Source organism: Mesorhizobium sp. M0898, assembly GCF_040319695.1.
GTDB lineage: Bacteria > Pseudomonadota > Alphaproteobacteria > Rhizobiales > Rhizobiaceae > Mesorhizobium.
Window position 1 is genome coordinate 25,802 of sequence record NZ_JAMYOE010000008.1, and the last position, 18,622, is coordinate 44,423.

General features: G+C 62.3%; 16 protein-coding genes. 3 read left to right on the plus strand and 13 right to left on the minus strand.

From position 1 onward, the window contains the following. Positions 1 to 12: 12 nt before the first annotated feature. From tsaE to NKH90_RS12075, 8 genes are all read right to left on the minus strand, one after another. A complete protein-coding gene (gene tsaE, locus NKH90_RS12040) occupies positions 13 to 1,524 on the minus strand; it encodes a tRNA (adenosine(37)-N6)-threonylcarbamoyltransferase complex ATPase subunit type 1 TsaE (protein WP_352819531.1) in 1,512 nt (503 codons plus the stop codon). Positions 1,525 to 1,532: 8 nt separating this feature from the next. After that, positions 1,533 to 4,094 (minus strand): sensor histidine kinase, encoded by a 2,562-nt coding sequence (locus NKH90_RS12045; RefSeq protein ID WP_352472571.1) that lies wholly within the window; start codon positions 4,092 to 4,094, stop codon positions 1,533 to 1,535. Positions 4,095 to 4,282: 188 nt separating this feature from the next. Then, positions 4,283 to 5,683: an adenosylhomocysteinase gene (ahcY, locus tag NKH90_RS12050; protein ID WP_023677552.1), complete on the minus strand. Its 1,401-nt coding sequence runs from the start codon at positions 5,681 to 5,683 to the stop codon at positions 4,283 to 4,285. Between the two features lie 411 nt (positions 5,684 to 6,094). After that, positions 6,095 to 6,391, minus strand: coding sequence for an HPr family phosphocarrier protein (locus NKH90_RS12055; RefSeq protein ID WP_023677551.1), 297 nt, complete (start codon positions 6,389 to 6,391; stop codon positions 6,095 to 6,097). Continuing rightward, complete coding sequence (locus NKH90_RS12060) at positions 6,388 to 6,789, minus strand: PTS sugar transporter subunit IIA (protein ID WP_023677550.1); 402 nt, start codon at positions 6,787 to 6,789, stop codon at positions 6,388 to 6,390. The genes NKH90_RS12055 and NKH90_RS12060 overlap by 4 nt, the downstream gene beginning before the upstream one ends. A 164-nt stretch (positions 6,790 to 6,953) precedes the next feature. Continuing rightward, the gene (locus tag NKH90_RS12065; RefSeq protein WP_352819533.1) at positions 6,954 to 7,400 is read right to left on the minus strand and encodes an HPr kinase/phosphorylase; all 447 of its coding nucleotides are present in this window, start codon (positions 7,398 to 7,400) and stop codon (positions 6,954 to 6,956) included. A gap of 31 nt (positions 7,401 to 7,431) precedes the next feature. Next, a complete protein-coding gene (locus NKH90_RS12070) occupies positions 7,432 to 9,216 on the minus strand; it encodes a sensor histidine kinase (RefSeq protein WP_023677548.1) in 1,785 nt (594 codons plus the stop codon). Between the two features lie 22 nt (positions 9,217 to 9,238). Continuing rightward, positions 9,239 to 9,940, minus strand: coding sequence for a response regulator transcription factor (locus NKH90_RS12075; protein WP_023677547.1), 702 nt, complete (start codon positions 9,938 to 9,940; stop codon positions 9,239 to 9,241). A gap of 342 nt (positions 9,941 to 10,282) precedes the next feature. Between NKH90_RS12075 and NKH90_RS12080 the strand changes: the two genes are divergently transcribed. From NKH90_RS12080 to NKH90_RS12090, 3 genes are all read left to right on the plus strand, one after another. Beyond that, a complete protein-coding gene (locus NKH90_RS12080) occupies positions 10,283 to 11,893 on the plus strand; it encodes a phosphoenolpyruvate carboxykinase (protein ID WP_352539988.1) in 1,611 nt (536 codons plus the stop codon). A gap of 79 nt (positions 11,894 to 11,972) precedes the next feature. Beyond that, positions 11,973 to 12,410, plus strand: a complete 438-nt coding sequence (gene arfB, locus NKH90_RS12085) for an alternative ribosome rescue aminoacyl-tRNA hydrolase ArfB (protein ID WP_023677545.1) — start codon at positions 11,973 to 11,975, stop codon at positions 12,408 to 12,410. 131 nt (positions 12,411 to 12,541) lie between these two features. Continuing rightward, a complete protein-coding gene (locus NKH90_RS12090) occupies positions 12,542 to 13,159 on the plus strand; it encodes an alpha-ketoglutarate-dependent dioxygenase AlkB family protein (RefSeq protein ID WP_352472574.1) in 618 nt (205 codons plus the stop codon). Here the strand turns inward: NKH90_RS12090 and NKH90_RS12095 are convergent. The 5 genes from NKH90_RS12095 to NKH90_RS12115 all read right to left on the minus strand — a co-directional run bounded on the left by NKH90_RS12095 (position 13,122) and on the right by NKH90_RS12115 (position 18,571). Then, positions 13,122 to 14,735, minus strand: a complete 1,614-nt coding sequence (locus NKH90_RS12095) for a hypothetical protein (protein WP_352819536.1) — start codon at positions 14,733 to 14,735, stop codon at positions 13,122 to 13,124. The two genes, NKH90_RS12090 and NKH90_RS12095, sit on opposite strands and share 38 nt — an antisense overlap. A 91-nt stretch (positions 14,736 to 14,826) precedes the next feature. Continuing rightward, positions 14,827 to 16,401, minus strand: a complete 1,575-nt coding sequence (locus tag NKH90_RS12100) for a hypothetical protein (RefSeq protein WP_352819538.1) — start codon at positions 16,399 to 16,401, stop codon at positions 14,827 to 14,829. Then, positions 16,391 to 16,786: a GtrA family protein gene (locus tag NKH90_RS12105; protein ID WP_352451659.1), complete on the minus strand. Its 396-nt coding sequence runs from the start codon at positions 16,784 to 16,786 to the stop codon at positions 16,391 to 16,393. The genes NKH90_RS12100 and NKH90_RS12105 overlap by 11 nt, the downstream gene beginning before the upstream one ends. Before the next feature lie 7 nt (positions 16,787 to 16,793). Next, the gene (locus NKH90_RS12110) at positions 16,794 to 17,564 is read right to left on the minus strand and encodes a class I SAM-dependent methyltransferase (protein ID WP_352819540.1); all 771 of its coding nucleotides are present in this window, start codon (positions 17,562 to 17,564) and stop codon (positions 16,794 to 16,796) included. Beyond that, on the minus strand, positions 17,564 to 18,571 hold the full coding sequence (locus NKH90_RS12115; RefSeq protein ID WP_352454814.1) for a glycosyltransferase family 2 protein: 1,008 nt from the start codon (positions 18,569 to 18,571) through the stop codon (positions 17,564 to 17,566). The genes NKH90_RS12110 and NKH90_RS12115 overlap by 1 nt, the downstream gene beginning before the upstream one ends. Positions 18,572 to 18,622: the final 51 nt, after the last annotated feature.

Genomic DNA, 18,622 nt, shown 5'->3' on the forward strand with positions numbered 1-18,622 from the left:
AATCCTTAGCCGTCAAATCGAGCGTTCCTCCAGCAAGCCGTGGGCGATGTAGAAATCCTGCAGCCCGGCCAGCGCCGGATGCGCCAGTGCCCGGCGAAGATAGTCGCGGATGCGCGGCAGATGCTTCAGATAATAAGGCTTGCCGTCGCGTTTTTCGAGCCGCACGAAGATGCCGAGGATCTTGGAATTGCGCTGTGCGGCCATGATTGCATAGCTTTCGCGGAATTCGTTCTCATCGAAGGCACCGGCAGCACGTCGCGCGGCGATGTAGGCGGCGAGCGTGTGCTTTTCGATTTCAGGTGAGATGGTGACGCGCGCGTCCATGGCGAGCGAGGCGACGTCGTAGGCTGACGGACCGATCAGCGCATCCTGGACATCGACGACGCCGAGGCGGTCGTGACCGGAACGGTCAGCGCGCCAGATCAGGTTGGGCGAATGAAAGTCGCGCAGCATCAGCGTGTACTCGCGCCCCTCCAGCCGATCGAGCACCGCACTCCATTCGCTGCGGTAACCGGCGCGCAGCGCCTCTCTAGGCGGAGCGCCTGATATCGCCGGGACATACCAATCGACCAGCAATTCGGCCTCGATCATTATGGCGTCGCGGTCGAAAGGCGGCACGTCGTGGAAGACGCCGGGGCCGGCCTGCATGCGGGCCGGCCATGTTTTGCCGTGCATCATGGCAAGCAGTTCGGCCGCCGCCGCATAACGCGCGGCCACCGGCTGGCCGCGCTTGTCGAGGAAGCCTTGGGAACCGAGATGCTCCAGCAGAAGAAAACCCTGCTCGAGATCCTGGGCATGGATTTCCGGGACGCTGACGCCGCCGGCCCGCAAGGCCCGGTCGATGGCGACGAACGCCGAAACGGATTGCGCGGTGTGAGCGATCTCGGCATAGGGTTTGCCGTCGCGGACTGGCGGTCCGAGCACCAGCCTTGGCGAGTTCATCAGCACGCGCGGCGGAAATCCGGCGAGCGTGACGATCTCGTAGGAGCGAGCCGAGGCATCACCGATGAAATATCGTCGTTGCGCTTCGCCCCAACCGGCCTGCCCGAGAAAATCGCGCATTGCCAGCGATCGCGCCGCGCGCTCGAAGGCGGCGCCCTCTCCCGATAGTCTCGCCAGTCGGCCGTCGCCCTGCTGGAGAAGTTCGACCAGCACCGAGGTTTTCGGCAGATATGCCTCTGCCCGCTCCGGCCATTCGACCAGCGCGGCGCCTTGCGTCAGCGCCTCTTCGAAGCCCAGCTCGTCCAGCTCGGATGCGGTGCCCAAGCGGTAGAGATCGAAATGATGAACCGGCACACGCGCGTCGTAGCTCTGGACCAGCGTGAAGGTCGGGCTCGGCACGTCGAGCCCGGCATCGTCGGCCAGTGCCCTGATCAGCGCCCGTGCCAAGGTCGATTTGCCGGCGCCGAGATCGCCCTTGAGGGCGAGCACGTCGCCAACGCGCAGCGACATGGCGAGATCCTCGCCGAACCTTGCCGTCGCAGCCTCGTCGGCGAGAAAACGCTCCAGCACCAATACCGCCATCGAACGCGCTACTCGGCCGCCGCGCGGATGCCGGACGGCGTGTCGGGAAAGGCGCAAACAACCGTGGTGCCCTTATCCCTGCCGGTCTCGATGCGGACGCTGCCGCCATGCAGTTCGACAAAGCTCTTGACGATCGACAGGCCGAGCCCGGCGCCACGGCGGCGGCCGCCATTGGTGCGCGGCTCGAAGCGCCGGAACACTGAGTCAAGCAGGTCCGGCGGCATGCCGGGGCCGTCATCGTGAACGGAAAATTCCACGCCGTCGGCAAGTTGGCGGCAGGCGAGCGTTATGGTGCTCGCCTCCGGCGCGTAATTGGCGGCATTGCTGAGCAGATTGAAGAGGATCTGGCGGACGCGGATCTCGTCGCCGTGGAAGGTTTTCGGCGCGGCCGCCGCGTCGATCCTGAGCTTGATCGCATGTTCCTCCAGCCGGTCGGCGACCAGTTCGGCGGCAGCCGTAATGGTTCGATCGATGTGAACTTCGGAAATGTCGAGTTCCATGATGCCGGCATCCACCGTCGCCAGGTCGAGGATGTCGTTGACGATGGTGAGCAGGACCGAGGAGGACGAGCCGACATGCCCGATATATTCGCGTTGCTTCTGGTTCAGCGGACCAGTCGACGGCAGTGAAAGAAGCTCGGTAAAGCCGATGATGTTGGTGAGTGGCGAGCGCAGCTCATAGGAGACGTGCTGCACGAATTCGTTCTTGATCTGGTCGGACTTTTGCAGCGCCTCATTCTTGTCCTTCAGCGCCCGCTCGACATTGACGCTGTCGGTAACGTCGACGAAGGTCATCATCACCTGGCCGTTGGGCAAAGGGATGACGGCGTAGCGCAAAACGGTGCCGTTGTTCAATTCGGTTTGGCCGTGGCGGTCGCGGCGCTCGTCGTCGAAGCCGGTGATGGCGGCAACGAACCCGCCCCACGGACTGTCGACGGCACGGCGGTCGCAAAGGTCGCGGATCGTCGAGACATGGACGTTGGGTTTTGAGGCATCGGCATCCAGCCCCCACAATGCCGCGAACGCCGGGTTCGACAGTCTCAGCCTGCCGTCGGGGCCGAACACAGCGACGCCTTCGGCGAGGTTGTCGAGCGTCTCGCCCTGGACCCGGACGGCGGTCTGGTAGCGGCTTTCAAGGTCCATCTTCTCGGTCAGGTTCTCGAACACCCAGGTGACGCCGCCCTTGGGCTGCGGATTGGCGACGACGCGAATGGTCTTGCCGTCCGGCAGATGCCACCAATGCTCCTGCGATTCAACCGCGCGGTAAGCGCCGAGCAGGCTCTCTTTCCAGCGCCGCCATTCGGGCTGCTCGGCGATCTTGCCTTCGCTGCGCAGGCGGTCGAGCAGCAAGGCGTTGTCCGGCGCGCTGTGCAGGAAGCCGCTGTCGAGGCCCCATAGTTTCTGGAACGCCTGATTGAAAAACCGCAATTTCTCGTCGGTGTCGAAAATCGCCACGGCGGTGTTGAGCTGATCGAGCGTGTCGGCGTGGCTCTGCATGGTCCGCTCATATTCGGCGCGAATGGCCTCGATAGCGCTGATGTCGCAGGCAAGACCAGCCGAACCATCCGCCCCGGCAAAATCGGTCACGGCAAACATACGGCGGTCGCCTTCGATGACCGTGGAGAGCGTCTGTTCAAAGACCGCGCGCGACTTGTGCTGCGCAGCGATCGTGTCGCGCGCCTGGCCACCGAGGAATTCCTTGCCATCGCGGACCGCCGCTTCGGCATTCTCGGCCTCAACCGCTTCGGCATAGGCGCGGTTGACCCATTTCAGCCGCCCGTCGACAGTACGCAGCCATGACGGCATCTTGAGCGCATCCAGAAGACCGATCAGCGTCTCATGGTCGGCGGCTAAGCGCTGGTTCTCGATCTTCAGCCTGGCCTGGCTTCGCTGTGTCTCCGAAAGCGAGACGAAGCGAACCAGCACATGCGCCGCACTCTTGCGGCCGTGAACCTCGAGCGGCTGGCCGGCCTGCGATTCGATGACCAGATCGAACGGCTTTGCCTTGTCCCGCAGTGCCGCGACGGCATGTTCGAGTGCGGCCGCCGAACGCGGCATCAGCCAGCGGCCGAAAGCCAGGAAGGCCGCCCGGTCCTCCGGCGCGCCGCTCTCGATCGGCAATGTCCCGACAAGCTCGGGCTTCTTGTTCTCGGCCGCCCATACCACCACGCGCTGATCGCGGGAATGGAGCAGCGCCTCCGAGCGCTGCAGCGCGGCATTGACGTCGGCGATACGGGTCCTGAGCTCGGCATTTTCCGCCGCGGTGCGCGCCCGTTCGCGGATCAGAAAGATGGCCGACAGCAATGCCGCCCCCATGACGCCGACGAACATGGCGAGTTGCATGACCTCGACCGTGCTGACCGACAGCCCGGCCTTTTGCGCCACGCGGGTTTGGGCATGTGCAGTAAAGCCAAGCAGCGGACCAACCAGCGCGGAAGAAGCAAGCAGCACCCCGACACGGCTGCCGGCGCGCCATAGAAGGCTGCCGCCTCTGGCAGCGGAGCCCGTGATCGAATCGTTATGGCCGCCGGAAACGGCCTGTCCCGCGCAAGGCGGGTTATCCCCCGGCATGTCTTGGTCCTCTTCGCCGCCTGAATGCAAGACCGCCCTGATGCGTGCGCCCGGGCCTCGTCCCCGGACCGCGAATCAGCACCATAGCGCTTGCGCGAATCGGCGTGAAGAATCAATCAGCGCAAAAATAAAGCCGGGCGAAAAGTCAATCGCCCGGCTTCAATATCTAGTGGCAAGTTTCGCCGTGGTTAATAGCGGTAGTGTTCCGGCTTGAACGGTCCCTGCGGAGTGACGCCGATATAGGCGGCCTGTTCGCCGGACAGTTCGGTCAGGCGGGCACCGAGCTTGTCGAGATGCAGGCGCGCGACCTTTTCGTCGAGATGCTTCGGCAGGACATAGACCTGGTTCTCGTACTGGCCGGGCTTGGTGTACAGCTCGATCTGGGCCAACACCTGGTTGGTGAAGGACGCCGACATGACGAAGCTCGGGTGGCCGGTAGCGTTGCCGAGGTTGAGCAGGCGGCCTTCCGACAAAAGGATCATCCGCTTGCCGTCCGGGAAGGTGATCATATCCACCTGAGGCTTGATGTTGGTCCATTTCAGGTTGCGCAGCGAGGCCACCTGGATCTCGTTGTCGAAGTGACCGATGTTGCCGACGATCACCATGTCCTTCATCAGGCGCATGTGGTCGAGGGTAACGACGTCCTTGTTGCCGGTGGTGGTGATGACGATGTCGGCCGTCGGCGCCGCGTCTTCGAGCGTGACCACCTCGAAACCGTCCATCGCCGCCTGCAGCGCGCAGATCGGATCGACCTCGGTGACCTTGACGCGGGCGCCGGCGCCCTTGAGCGAAGCCGAAGAGCCCTTGCCGACGTCGCCATAGCCGCAGACAACCGCGACCTTGCCGGCCATCATCGTGTCGGTGCCGCGGCGAATGCCGTCGACAAGCGATTCCTTGCAGCCATATTTGTTGTCGAATTTCGACTTGGTGACGGAATCATTGACGTTGATCGCCGGGAACGGCAGCAGGCCTTTTTTCTGCAACTGATAGAGCCGGTTGACGCCGGTCGTCGTCTCTTCGGTGACGCCGCGGATCGCTTCCTTCTGCTTGGTGAAGAAGCCGGGCGATGCCTGCATGCGCTTCTTGATCTGGGCAAACAGGATCTCTTCCTCTTCGCTGCCCGGATTGGACAGCACATCCTCGCCGGCCTCGGCGCGGGCGCCGATCAGGATGTACATGGTGGCATCGCCACCGTCATCGAGGATCATGTTGGAGGTGCCGCCATCGGCCCACTGGAAGATCTTGTCGGTGTAGACCCAATAATCCTCCAGCGTCTCGCCCTTGACGGCAAACACCGGAATTCCGGCCTCGGCAATGGCCGCGGCAGCGTGGTCCTGGGTCGAGAAGATATTGCAGGAAGCCCAGCGGATGTCGGCGCCGAGTGCTTTCAGCGTTTCGATCAGCACCGCCGTCTGGATGGTCATGTGCAGCGAACCGGTGATGCGCGCGCCCTTGAGCGGCTTCTTGTCGCCGAATTCCTCGCGGCAGGCCATCAGGCCGGGCATTTCGGTTTCGGCGATCTCGATCTCCTTGCGGCCCCAGCCGGCAAGCGCGATGTCAGCGACCACATAGTCCTTGCTACCCGTCATGGCAGTGCTCCGATGCGAATTGATTGCGGGACGCGCCCGCCCCGAAGGCATTTCGGAGGGCGCGAGTTGCCGGCCTGACTAGCAGATCGGGAGTGGGACGACAATGGGATATAAAGAAATCTTTATCCGTGCATGTCTTCAGCGGCGGCGGCCATGAGAGCGCGCAGAAGGGGTGCTGTCCAAGGTGGCCGTCCCTCAGACCTCAGATCGGCAACACTTTCAAAGCCGGAAACAAAAACCCGCCTCGGCGGGCGGGTCTTCGGGGCCAATTGGCACTATAGTGAAATTAGTAGCATAGCTGCCGGCACAAAGCAAGAACAAAATACGCGACGGTCGCGCAAAAATGCGATTTCCTTCACCGCCGCAAGGTTGCGCCCGAACATGCCGTAGCAGGTGCCGTCGGCGAAGCCGTCAGCACTCCTCGCCGAAACGGGAAGCAACCAGTTGCTCCAGCGCATCGATGACCTCTTCGGCCTCCGGGCCGGTGGCGGTGACGCGTATCGAATAACCGGGGCTCGCCGCCAGCATCATCAGGCCCATGATCGAGGTGCCGCCGACCTTGACGCCGTCCTTCTCGACCTGGACCGTGGCGTTGAAGCCGCTGGCGATTTGAACGAACTTGGCCGAGGCGCGTGCGTGCAGGCCGCGCTGGTTGACGATTGGAAAGTCGCGAACGATCTTGTCCTTTTCCGGCAACAGCGCGCTCATTTGCTGCTCAGGAGTTGACTGGCGACATTGATGTATTTGCGGCCGGCAGCCTGCGCCTCATCCAGCGCGGCCGTCATGTTGTCGCCCTTGCGAACGCTGGACAGCTTGATCAGCATCGGCAGGTTCATGCCGGCAATGACCTCGATACGCCCGGATTCCATCACGGAAATGGCGAGGTTAGAGGGCGTGCCGCCGAACATGTCGGTCAAAACGATGACGCCTGATCCCGTATCGACGCGGCCGACTGCCTCGATAATGTCGCGGCGGCGCTGTTCCATATCGTCGTCGGCACCGATCGCCACGGTCTCGAAATTGTCTTGTGGCCCAACGACATGTTCCACGGCATTGCGGAACTCGGCGGCCAGTTGACCGTGCGTTACAAGCACGAGTCCGATCATTCTTTGGTGGCTCCCGTCATCGCCGCTTCACAGGCGCATTTTATGCTCGCCGACCGTTCCAGGTGGCGGGAGCGCTATCTTGTCGACGCAAGGCCCGTTGACAAGCCCAAAATTGCGCCGGCCCAAGCCAATTTGACGCATTGCAGCAAAAAATCGAAATCGGATCACAGGAAAGGCGCAATCGACAGGCGCGACATCACTGCCGGCAAGGCCGCCGCTACATTGCGCCCGGCAAGATCGATGCGCGGCACTGGTACGCCGACAACGAGTTCGCAGCAGTCTTCCTGGAAGCGGGCCATTTTGCCGGCTCGCACCAGCCGGATAATGAGGTCGATCACGCAGCTTGGCTCGAACCGTATCGGTTTGGGGCCGAATCCCGGGACCTCGACGAGGCCGGCTATGCTGGCTGGTGCGCGGCAGACCAGCCGCCCGTCGCAATCTGCAGCATAGAGCTGGTCATCGCCGATCAGCCGGGAAAACAGCCCACGCTGGCTGCAATGATCGATCAGGGCGAGCGCCAGCGTCGTCTTGCCCAAACCGGACGGTCCGGTGATGAGAATGCCGCGATCACCTATCAGGATCGCGGTGCCGTGAATGTTTTCAGGCTGCACAATAGGACCAGGCGTGATTGGAATTCATCCGTCAGCCTTCCGCCGGCAGCGTCACCACGAAGCGCGCGCCCTTGATCTCGCCAGGCTTGGTGCCCGGGATGTTCTCGGCGCTCAGCGTGCCGCCATGGGCTTCAACGATCTGCCTGGATATCGACAGGCCAAGGCCCGAGTTCTGACCGAACGCCTCGCCGGCCGGCCGATCGGTATAGAACCGCTCGAAAATGCGGTCGATGTTATCGGCACGGATACCGGGTCCATTGTCGTCGATGGTGACGATGTTGAACTTGCCGGCGCGCGCCAGCGATATGGTGATGTGGCCACGTTCCTCGGGAACGAACGAGCGGGCATTCTCGATCAGGTTGGTGATCACCTGGCCGATCCTCAGATCATGACCGACGACGAAGTAGCCTTTCACGCCCTGCGGCAGTTTGGCGACCTTGAATTCGATCTCGACCGCCTTCTTGTTGCGCGTGGCCTCGCGCGAGACGGCGACCAGATCGGTGATGAACTTCTTGAGGTCGACGGTTCCTGCATCTTCCCGCGCCAGCTCGGCATCGAGACGGGAGGCATCGGAAATATCGGTGATGAGACGGTCAAGCCGCCTCACATCGTGCTGGATGATATCCATCAGCCGGCTGCGCGAATTGTCGTTCCTGGCCAGCGGCAATGTCTCCACCGCGCTGCGCAGCGAGGTAAGCGGGTTCTTCAACTCGTGCGAGACATCCGCGGCAAAACTTTCGATCGCCTCGATGCGGGCGTAGAGCGCATTGGTCATGTCGCGCACGGCGATCGACAGATTGCCGATCTCGTCCTGGCGGTCGGAGAAGTCGGGGATTTCCTCGCGGTTCTTGACGCCGCGGCGAACCCTGACCGCCGCCGCGGAAAGCCGGCGCAGCGGGTTGGCGATGGTGGAGGCCAGCAGCATCGACAGGATGGCGGTAACCAGGGCGGCAATGCCGAATACGCGCAGGATCGCCTTGCGCTCGGCCGCGACGATCTTGTCGATGTCGCCGCCTTCGGTCGACAGCATCAACACGCCGAGAACGGCACGGAAGCGCTGGATCGGTACCGCCACTGAAACGATCTGCTCGCCCTGCTCCGAGATCCGTACGATCGTCGACGGACTGCCGGTAAGCGCCTTGACCACTTCCGGAAACGCGGCGCCGTTGCCACCTGGCTGCTCGCGATAGACAGGCAGCTGCTTGTTGCGAAAGAAATCAAAGACGAATTTCTGGATGCGCTCCAGAAGGTCCGGCTGCTCCTCTTCGACCGGCGGCAGGTCGTAGCGAAGGATCTGGCCGCGCGAATAGAGATGGCGGGAATCGAGCAGCAGGTTGGCGTCGCGGTCGTAAATGCGGGCGCGTGTGCGCGTCGGCGAGATCAACCGCCTGAGCACCGGCGCCACGCGCTCCGGATTGATCGGGAAATCGAGGTTGTCGAGCTGATCGGAGCCCGGGCCGAGGCTTTCGCCGGCCTGCAACTCGAGCAGCTTCTCCGGATCGATGCTGATCGAATCGGTCTCGACCGTCGCCGAGGCGGCGATCGCGCCGGCGATGATCTCGCCTTGAGTCATCAGGCTCTCGACACGGGCGTCGATCAGCCCGTCGCGAAAGGTATTGAGATAGAGAATGCCGGTGACCAGGACGGCAAGGCCGGCAAGGTTGAGAAAGAGGATACGCCGCGTCAGGCTGGAAAAGATGTGATGGCCGAGAAACCGGCGCATCGGCACCGTAATTTTCGACACGAAGGCGGGCAGAATCCGCGGCGGGCGCCTGGCGGCGCCCGACCGTCTCACTCGCTCTACTTGCACTGCCATCGAATAGCAGCTCCCGCTCGACTCAAGCTTCGCGGAACCGATATCCGACTCCGTAAAGGGTTTCGATCATTTCGAAGTCATCATCAACGGCCTTGAACTTTTTGCGCAGCCGCTTGATGTGACTGTCGATGGTGCGGTCATCGACATAGACCTGCTCATCATAAGCCGAATCCATCAGCGCATCACGGCTTTTTACGACCCCCGGACGCTGTGCCAGCGAATGCAGGATGAGGAACTCGGTGACGGTAAGCGTCACCGGCTCGCCCTTCCAGGTGCAGGTGTGGCGCTCCTGGTCCATGACAAGCTGGCCGCGCTCAAGCGACCGGGCCTGCTGGTTGGGCGCCTTGGCCGCCGCCTCGCGGGTGCTGGCGCGGCGCAGCACGGCGCGGACGCGCTCCACCAGAAGACGCTGCGAGAAGGGTTTGCGGATGAAGTCGTCGGCGCCCATCTTGAGGCCGAACAGTTCATCGATCTCATCGTCCTTGGAGGTCAGGAAGATTACTGGCAGGTCGGATTTCTGACGCATCCGGCGCAGCAACTCCATGCCGTCCATGCGCGGCATCTTGATGTCAAGGATGGCGAGGTTCGGCGGGCGCGCCGCCAGTCCCTCCAGCGCCGATGCCCCATCCGTGTAGGTTTCGACCCGATAACCCTCGGATTCGAGGGCGATCGAAACCGAAGTCAGAATGTTGCGATCGTCGTCGACAAGCGCGATTGTTGCCATTTCAAGCGGCTCCCTCATGAGCTGTCCCTTCTTTCGTCGAGAAGGGGCTTTTGCAGGACAAATTAGGTACAAAATGTGGCACAGGCTGTATCCGCTGTCACGCGCGGCATGTCGACGGCTACAATTGTACCTCGATATGGATTGGACGAATGAACATCGCCAATCCTTTGGGCAACCATCAGTGTTTTTGCACATATAAACGATTTAAACAACTTTCAAAATATTTAAATCGATTAATGATTTGATATCATTCGCCTTTTCTGGTTTTGACGTTTTTAGCTCCTGCAATGGGGGTTCCGGAATTCGCCGGTAAAGACGCGGTAAATCGAAGAAGGGACCCCCATGTCGGAAGCCGGCAAACGCAATCCTGCATGTGCAATCGATCGCATCGACCTGAGAACCACGGGCGTGGTGCGCTATAATTTCGGCGCGGCCGCGCTCTACGAGGAGGCAATCCGCCGTGGCGAGGCCCGACTCACCGCGCATGGCGCGCTTGCCGCCGAGACCGGGCAGCACACCGGCCGCTCGCCCAGGGACAAATTCGTGGTGCGCGACGAAAGCACCGCGCCGCATATATGGTGGGACAACAACAAAGCGATTTCGCCGATCCAGTTCGATACGCTGCTTGCCGATTTTCGCGCCCACGCGGCCGGAAAGGACCTTTATGTGCAGGACCTGGTCGGCGGCGCCGACGAGGAACTGAAGCTGCCGACCAGGGTGATCACGGAGCTTGCCTGGCACTCCTTGTTCATCCGCAATCTGCTCATCCGACCGGCCGCCGCCGAACTCGAGCATTTCATGCCCGATTTGACGATCATCGACCTGCCGTCGTTTCGCGCCGATCCCGCCCGCCACGGCACGCGCGGCGAAACGGTGATTGCCGTCGATCTTTCGCACATGATCGTGTTGATCGGCGGTACCTCGTATGCCGGTGAGATGAAGAAGTCGGTGTTCACCGTGCTCAACTATCTGCTCCCGGCAAAGGGTGTGATGCCGATGCACTGCTCGGCCAATGAAGGGCCCGTCGGCGACGCGGCCGTTTTCTTCGGCCTTTCCGGGACCGGCAAGACGACGTTGTCGGCCGACCCGTCGCGCACGCTGGTCGGCGACGACGAGCATGGCTGGGGACCGCACGGCATCTTCAATTTCGAGGGCGGCTGCTATGCCAAGACGATCAAGCTTTCGGCCGAAGCCGAGCCGGAGATCTTCGCCACCACCCAGCGCTTCGGCACGGTGCTGGAGAATGTGGCGCTCGACGCAGGCCGCGTGCCGGATTTCGACGATGGCGGGCTGACCGAAAACACACGCTGCGCCTACCCGCTCCACTTCATCCCCAACGCCAGCAAGACGGGGCGCGCCAGCCACCCGAAGAACATCATCATGCTGACCGCCGACGCATTCGGTGTGATGCCGCCGATCGCGCGGCTGACCCCGGCGCAGGCCATGTACCATTTCCTCTCCGGCTATACCGCCAAGGTGGCGGGGACCGAGAAGGGCGTTACGGAACCCGAAGCGACATTTTCGACATGCTTCGGCGCACCGTTCATGCCGCGGCATCCGTCGGAATACGGCAATCTGCTGCGCGAGCTCATCGCCCGCCACGGCGTCGATTGCTGGCTGGTCAACACCGGCTGGACCGGCGGCGCCTACGGCACCGGCAAGCGAATGCCGATCAAAGCAACGCGGGCGCTGCTTGCGGCGGCGCTCGACGGCTCGCTGAAAGCGGCCGACTTCCGCACCGACGCCAATTTCGGTTTCGACGTACCGGTGACGGTTGCCGGCGTCGACCGCGCCATTCTCGACCCTAGATCGACCTGGATCGACAAGCCCGCCTACGACCGGCAGGCGGCAAGGCTGGTCGGCATGTTCGTCGACAATTTCGAAAAATTCGAAGCCCATGTCGACGCCACCGTGCTCGGCGCCGCACCACGCATGCAGGTAGCGGCTGAATAGCCGTCGCCCCTGGTGATGCTTCAAGGCCCGGCTTCAATCGGGCCTTTTCTTTTTTCGCCTGCCGCGCCATGAGTGCGGCATGAACGCCGACGACAAGATCATCATTACCGACGATGCGGTGATTAATCCGGGCGACCTGCACGAGGACTTCATCCGTTCGTCCGGCCCGGGCGGCCAGAACGTCAACAAGGTGGCGACGGCAGTGCAATTGCGCTTCGATGCCGCCAATGCGGCTGGCCTGTCGGAGCGGGTGCGCGAACGGACCATCAAGCTTGCCGGCCAGCGCGCCACCAAGGACGGCGTCATCGTCATTGAAGCCGGACGCTTCCGCACCCAGGAGCAGAACCGGGCGGACGCCCGGGCGCGGCTGACGGCACTGGTCGCCAAGGCCGCCGAACCACCACCACCGCCGCGCAAGAAGACCAGGCCGTCCAAAGGCGCGGTCGAAAGACGGCTCAAGAGCAAGGCCGGGCGCGGCTCGATCAAGAAACTGCGCGGCCGGGTCGGGGATGAGTGACAGCCGAAGCGGCTTCGGATCTCAGATCGCCGGTTAAAGCGCGCCGCCACCGTCGGAGGCGGCTTTCGGGTCGCCGTTTTCATTTGACGGTGGCATTCTGATTTCTCCAGACCAACGGATTAACCGACGCGATGCTCGTACTGCCCAAAGGCGTCCGCCATATGCCCGGCTACCTGTCGCGCGCCATGCAGGAAGTGCTGGTGGAAGATATCAGGCAGGTCGTGCAGAAGGCGCCGCTGTTCGTGCCGGCGATGCCGCGTACCGGCAAGGAGATGAGCGTGCGCATGACCAATTGCGGTCCGCTGGGCTGGGTTACCGACAAGGAGCACGGCTATCGCTACCAGCCGACCCACCCGGTGACCGGAAGGCCTTGGCCGCCGATCCCGGAGATGCTGCTCGAACTGTGGCGGGATGTATCTGCCTATGCGCACCTGCCGGAAGCCTGCCTGGTCAATTTCTATTCGCAGGATGCCAAGATGGGTCTTCACCAGGATCGCGACGAGAGCGATTTCTCCGCGCCTGTCGTCTCGGTGTCGCTCGGCGACGATTGCCTGTTCCGGGTCGGCCAGACGACGCGCGACGGCGCTACCAAATCGTTCAGGCTGAGGAGCGGCGACGTCGTCGTGCTTGGCGGCGAAGGGCGGCTCTGCTTTCACGGCGTCGACCGTATCTACCCGTCGACCTCGGCATTGCTCAGGAGTGGCGGCCGCATCAATCTGACGCTGCGACGGGTGACGATGCCGAAATAGGCTGTTCGGGTGGCCGGCGGCCCGGGCGGACATAATCGTCGCGCAGATAGATGCGCTCGGTCTCGTCCTCGATAAGAATGCGGTAGTGCGCCAGGATGGCGTCAAAGCCAAAATGCCCCATCAGTTGGCTTGTCCACATCGTGTTGTTTTTCTTGAAGACGACGATATCCGGGCGCAGACGCACGAACTCTTCGCGTTTGCTTTCGACGTAGCGCGCCATGATGGCTTGGTAACGCATGGCTTCGGCGGTGTCACCCGAGAGAGCTGCCTGCCGGGACAGGGAAAGTGCGAACGCTCCAAGCCAATCGCTGACGTGGGTCGAAACGAACTGCCCATCGATCATACGGTTCAACGGATGTCCCGAGGAAATATCCGAACTGACCAACGCTACGGTCGGCCGATCGGTGGCGGCGCGAATTGCGGCAACCAGCGCCGGCCCTGGTTTCTGGGTACTCCAGTACGGCAAGAAAGCGATTGCCACCGCCGCCAATGCCCAAGCTCGCGAAGGAGCCGTCACGAACGTCAACAGCTTCGACGGCCGCTGCACGATCCTGGGCAGTGCCAACAGGCAGAAAATGGCTGCCACAGCGCAAAGGATCGCGGGATAGGCATGATAAGACCAGCCTTTGGCTTGGTAGAACAGGGGAAACATGCCAGCGATCGATGCCGCCAACGCTACCGCCGCCAGCTCTGGAAACTGTCTGGCAGGCCACAGCCACCAGATCAGGAAGACAAGGAAACACCACGAGAAACCGTAGCCGATCACAATCGGCCAAAAGATGCCGATCTTTGCATAAACGTCCGCCAAGAGGGGATAGATGTCGCGCACGAATTCCGGATGGATCAGCGTGACCGTGCCGAGATAGACAACGCAGATGCCGCCAATGACCCAGTGTTCCAGGGCGAAGATCGATTTCAGACTGCGCCGGCGCACTGCAACGACCAGCGCCGGCGCCAACACCATGATCGCATAGTAGGGCTTGACCAGCAGCAGAATGCTGCCCGACAGGCCGGCGAGTACGGCGAGCCCGGGGTCTGGTTGGGCAGCTGCATCTCTGCGCGCGCGCCAGGCATGAAGCGCAAGCAGCGGCATGAAAAGTGCCATGCCGATATGCTCCCGCTCGCTGAAGGCATTTCCGGGGAAGACCACCAACATTGCGCAAAACGCTGGCCCCAGTGCAAACAATGATGCAGTTTCGGTGAAACCCGCACGCTTGACGATCACGCCCGAGAGCGAAAGTCCGATAAGCACGGCAAGGTATGTCCAGGCCTCAACCAGGATTTCCGGGGCGGTGCCCAGCAATCTGGCCGCAGCCACTGGCGGCAGATAGAGCCAGACGCTGAATGGGGGATTGGTCTCGTAGATTTGCGAGTAGAGCCGCTCACCGGACAGCATACGCTCGCAGACCGTGATCAGCCAGCTAGTGTCGGGAACAGTCCCCCAACGTCGCTGCCAGAAGATCGAGAAGACGGTGACTGCGGCAATGGCCAGGACATTGCGGCTAGGAAGCAGCGACGCCGCAATATCCCGGTCACGCCAGCGGCTCAAGCCGCCAATGTCGTTCGAGACGCTCATGCTGTTGCACCGAGGCTCTCGAGATCGAGCCATATGTCGTCCAGTGGAGCGATTGGATCCAGCCGTGTCATGGGTTTCCGGGGGCTCCTGCTCAATCGGTTTGGAGCGGCGCAGGCGCCGTGTAACGCAGATAGACAGTGATTTCCGGCTCGGCGTGCAGCAGACGATAGCCGGCCAAGGCGACCTGGATCCGCTTGTCCTGCAGCATCAGGGCAGTCCACGCCGGCGAGCCTGACAGCACGATATCGGGCTTCTTCGCTGATATCTCGGCGGCGTTTTCGCCGATCACCCGATCGCGGATGCTTTCAAGTTCCGGTCTCCGTTCGAGATCGCCGGTGACGCGGGCGAGCGTGTCCGCGTTGGAGACCGCCCAGGCGCTCGGATGGCGTGATATGAACCTGCCGCCGACCAGCCTGGCGAGGGGATGGGCAACCTGCATCTGGTCGGCAATCGACATGATGGCCGGGGTTTCGACCGTTGCGCGGATCGCGGCGACAGACCGGGCGATCGGGCCGTTATCCGTCGTCAGCGCCGCGTACTGTGCCCTGACCGCTATTTGCAGCACCAGCACGCAGCCGAAGATCAGGGCGGCCTTGCGAACGAAGCCTGCACTGCCGAATGTGCCGAACCGCACAAGCTGCATGCCAAATGCAAGTGTCGCAACAACGACCATCGGCAGCGCGTGATTGGGCCAACCCTTGCCCATGACAATGAAGGCCGGAATGAACCCCAGGGCGGTCAGGAGCGGAATCCTGACGTCCCAGTTCGTCTTTCTCAGGCCGCCGGCCGCAAGCACGGTGGCGGCGGCCAGAAGCAGCACCACTTTCGGCCAGTTTGCCAGCATATCGGCGGCAGAGGCCCTCAACGGAAGATAGACCTCCCTGACCAAGGGCAGGACGTCGCTGACGTAAGCGCGGTCGAAGAGCGCGATGGACGCTATATAGGCGGCCACGATCGCAGCGCCCACCAGGTTCTCTGCGACGAAGAGCGGTCTCAGCGACCGCCTTTCAAGCGCAAGACAGAGCGACGGCAACATGAAGGCCAGCACAAAATAGGGCGGCTTGACCATGACCACGACCGCCGCGCCGAAACCCGCGACCATGTGCTCCAGGCGCGAGCCCGCGCTGAAATCCAGGTTCCGCTGACGTGTGCATTGCAACGCCACCCAAGGCAGAATGGCAATCAATGCGAAGTGCTCGCGTTGGCCGAATTGATCCGGCATGAAACACAGGATCAAAAACAGGGCCGCCGCTGCCGCCCACAGCGCATGGGGCTGCCGGTAGACCGGTTCATCGCGCGCGAGAATACGGACGGAACCGAAAAGACTGGCCAGGCTCAGGCAAACGACGCCAAGCGTCAGCCAGAATTCCGCACGTATGCCGGTGAGCTTTTCCAGGAGCATGAATGGCATGTAGAGCCAGATCGAGAAAGGTGGGTTCGTCTCCACGATGTCCGTGTTGAGCCGCTCTCCGCCAAGCAGGCGGTCGCAGACGACCAGAAGCCATGACACGTCGACATTGGTCGGGATTGCAACGGTGGATAGCCAGACGGCGTATGTGACGACCAGGCAGGCCAGCAGCAACGGAGCACCCGCTACGCCCGCAAAGGGCGAGAAGCGGTTGGCGCCGGGCAGCAGTTCATTGAGGGGTCGCGCGCTAGAGACCACGAAACACCCACCGCCCGAGGACGACATAGTTGATGACCGGCACGGCAATGCAGGTAAGCAGGATCGGGACTGCGGCGGGGATGCCGAGCATCTGGGTCAAAAGCGCCGGCAGGGCGATCGCGACGGCGAGGCCGGAAGCGGTGAGCAGGAGGAAGCGGGGCAGTTCCATCGCGTGGCTGCCGCCCGAGGTGAAGGTGAAATATTTATGGCCGGTGTAGGAGAACAGCGCGGCGACGGCGTAGGCCGCAAACGATGTGAGCGCCGCCGGCAGGGCCGCCGTCGCCTGTCCACGCGACAGCAGGAAAGCGCAAACGGCGTAGATCAGCGTCGACGCAATGCCAATCAGCGCAAAGCGCGATAGTCGACGATACGAGCCGGTGCCCATAACGCGGTCAAGCTGCCAATTTCTCGTCGAGGCGAGCGGTTTCGACGGCGCTGTCCCTGCGGAACACCGCCAGCAGCGAAACGCCGAAGGGCAGGTTTGCATTTGGTATGATGCGGCCTTCCGCCGAAAACACTGCCTTCATCGCCGCATTCAGTGGTTTCGGCGGCGTGGCATGACCGGCTGGCAAGGCCGGCCTGCGCAACCTGTCCACCAGTCGTGCCAGCGCCGCTACCGGGAAGAGCGCGGCATTTGTGTAGCTCAGCCGGTCGATCGCGAAACCAGCCTTTTCAATTCGTTCACGCAGCAGATTGCGTGAATAGCGCCGCATGTGATGCAGCCCAACATCATGCTTGCTCCACAACCATTGGTGTGCTGGCACCGTGAGGACGACGCCGCCGCCCGGCTTCAGCATCTGGCGGATCGCGGCAAGCGACGCCTCGTCTTCGGCGACATGTTCCAGCACGTCGAACAGGCAGACGAGGTCGCAGCTTTGCGGCGCGACAGGAATGTTGTCCGGCAGATGTCCGGCGAGGAAGTCGCGGCCGGTCTTTTCCCAGGCAATCCTGCGCGCGAGATCGCTCATCTCGACTGCCGTCACTGCGCCGAACTGCTCCAGCATCCGGATGTTGCCGCCGGTGCCGGCGCCGATCTCGACGATGCGCGCGTTTTCAGGCAGGCCGATGCTGCGAATGACCGCCTCGGCGATGGCGCGACGCCCGCAGAACCACCAATGCTCGTCTTCGGTGGCGGCCATCTGTCGGTAGGCGTCGATCTCCATCAGCTCATTCCCTCATATTTGCGGCGCACGATGTAGATCGGACGCTGCTTGATCTCGGCGTAGACCCTGCCGAGGTATTGTCCGATGATGCCGATGCCGAGTAACTGGATGCCGCCAAGGAAAAGAACACTGACCAGCAGGGAGGCGTAGCCGGGCACATCAACGCCAAAGATCATTGTCTTGGCGACGATCAGCAGGCCGTAGAGGAACGACAGCGCGGAAATCGTCGCGCCGACATAGGTCCAGATTTCAAGCGGAGCGGTGGAGAAGCTGGTGATGCCTTCGAGCGCGAAGTTCCACAGCTTCCAGCCGGAGAATTTCGACTGGCCGGCGATGCGCTGATCGCGGACATATTCGACGCTTGCGGTGCGGAACCCGACCCAGGCGAACAGGCCCTTCATGAAACGACGGCGTTCGGGCAAAGACCGCAGCGCCTGGATGACCTGGCGGTCGATCAAACGGAAGTCGCCGACATCGTGCGGGATCTTCTGCTGCGCGATCCAGTTGTGAACGCGGTAGAACATCGAGGCGGAGCGCTGCTTGAGAAAGCTGTCGCTCGACCGATTGGCTCGCTTGGCCAGAACAACCTCAAAACCCTCGCGCCACTTTTCCACAAGCAGCGGAATGACATGCGGCGGATCCTGCATATCGACATCCATCGGGATCGCTGCATCGGCATCGCAGCTGTCGAGCCCCGCGGTCATCGCGGCTTCCTTGCCGAAATTGCGTGAAAGGTCGATTACGTGGATGCGTGGATCGGTTTGTTGGGCTTCGATCAGCTTTTCGAGCGTCGTATCGCTGCTGCCGTCGTTGACGAAGATGAACTCGAGGGCAACGCCTTTGTCCTTCAGCGGCGCGGTGCTTTCGCATACCGCCTTCAGGAATGGAGCAATTGCGCCTTCCTCATTGTGGACAGGCACGATCAGGGCAATCGTTGCGCCGCCGCTGCCCGGACGTGCGATGCGGTCAGCTGCCGGCCGATCGATGTTTAGGAATGGCGCATTCATTTGTTTGCCGAGCCCGCAGATCAGGCCCGACAATAGAAAGACTGGGTTAAG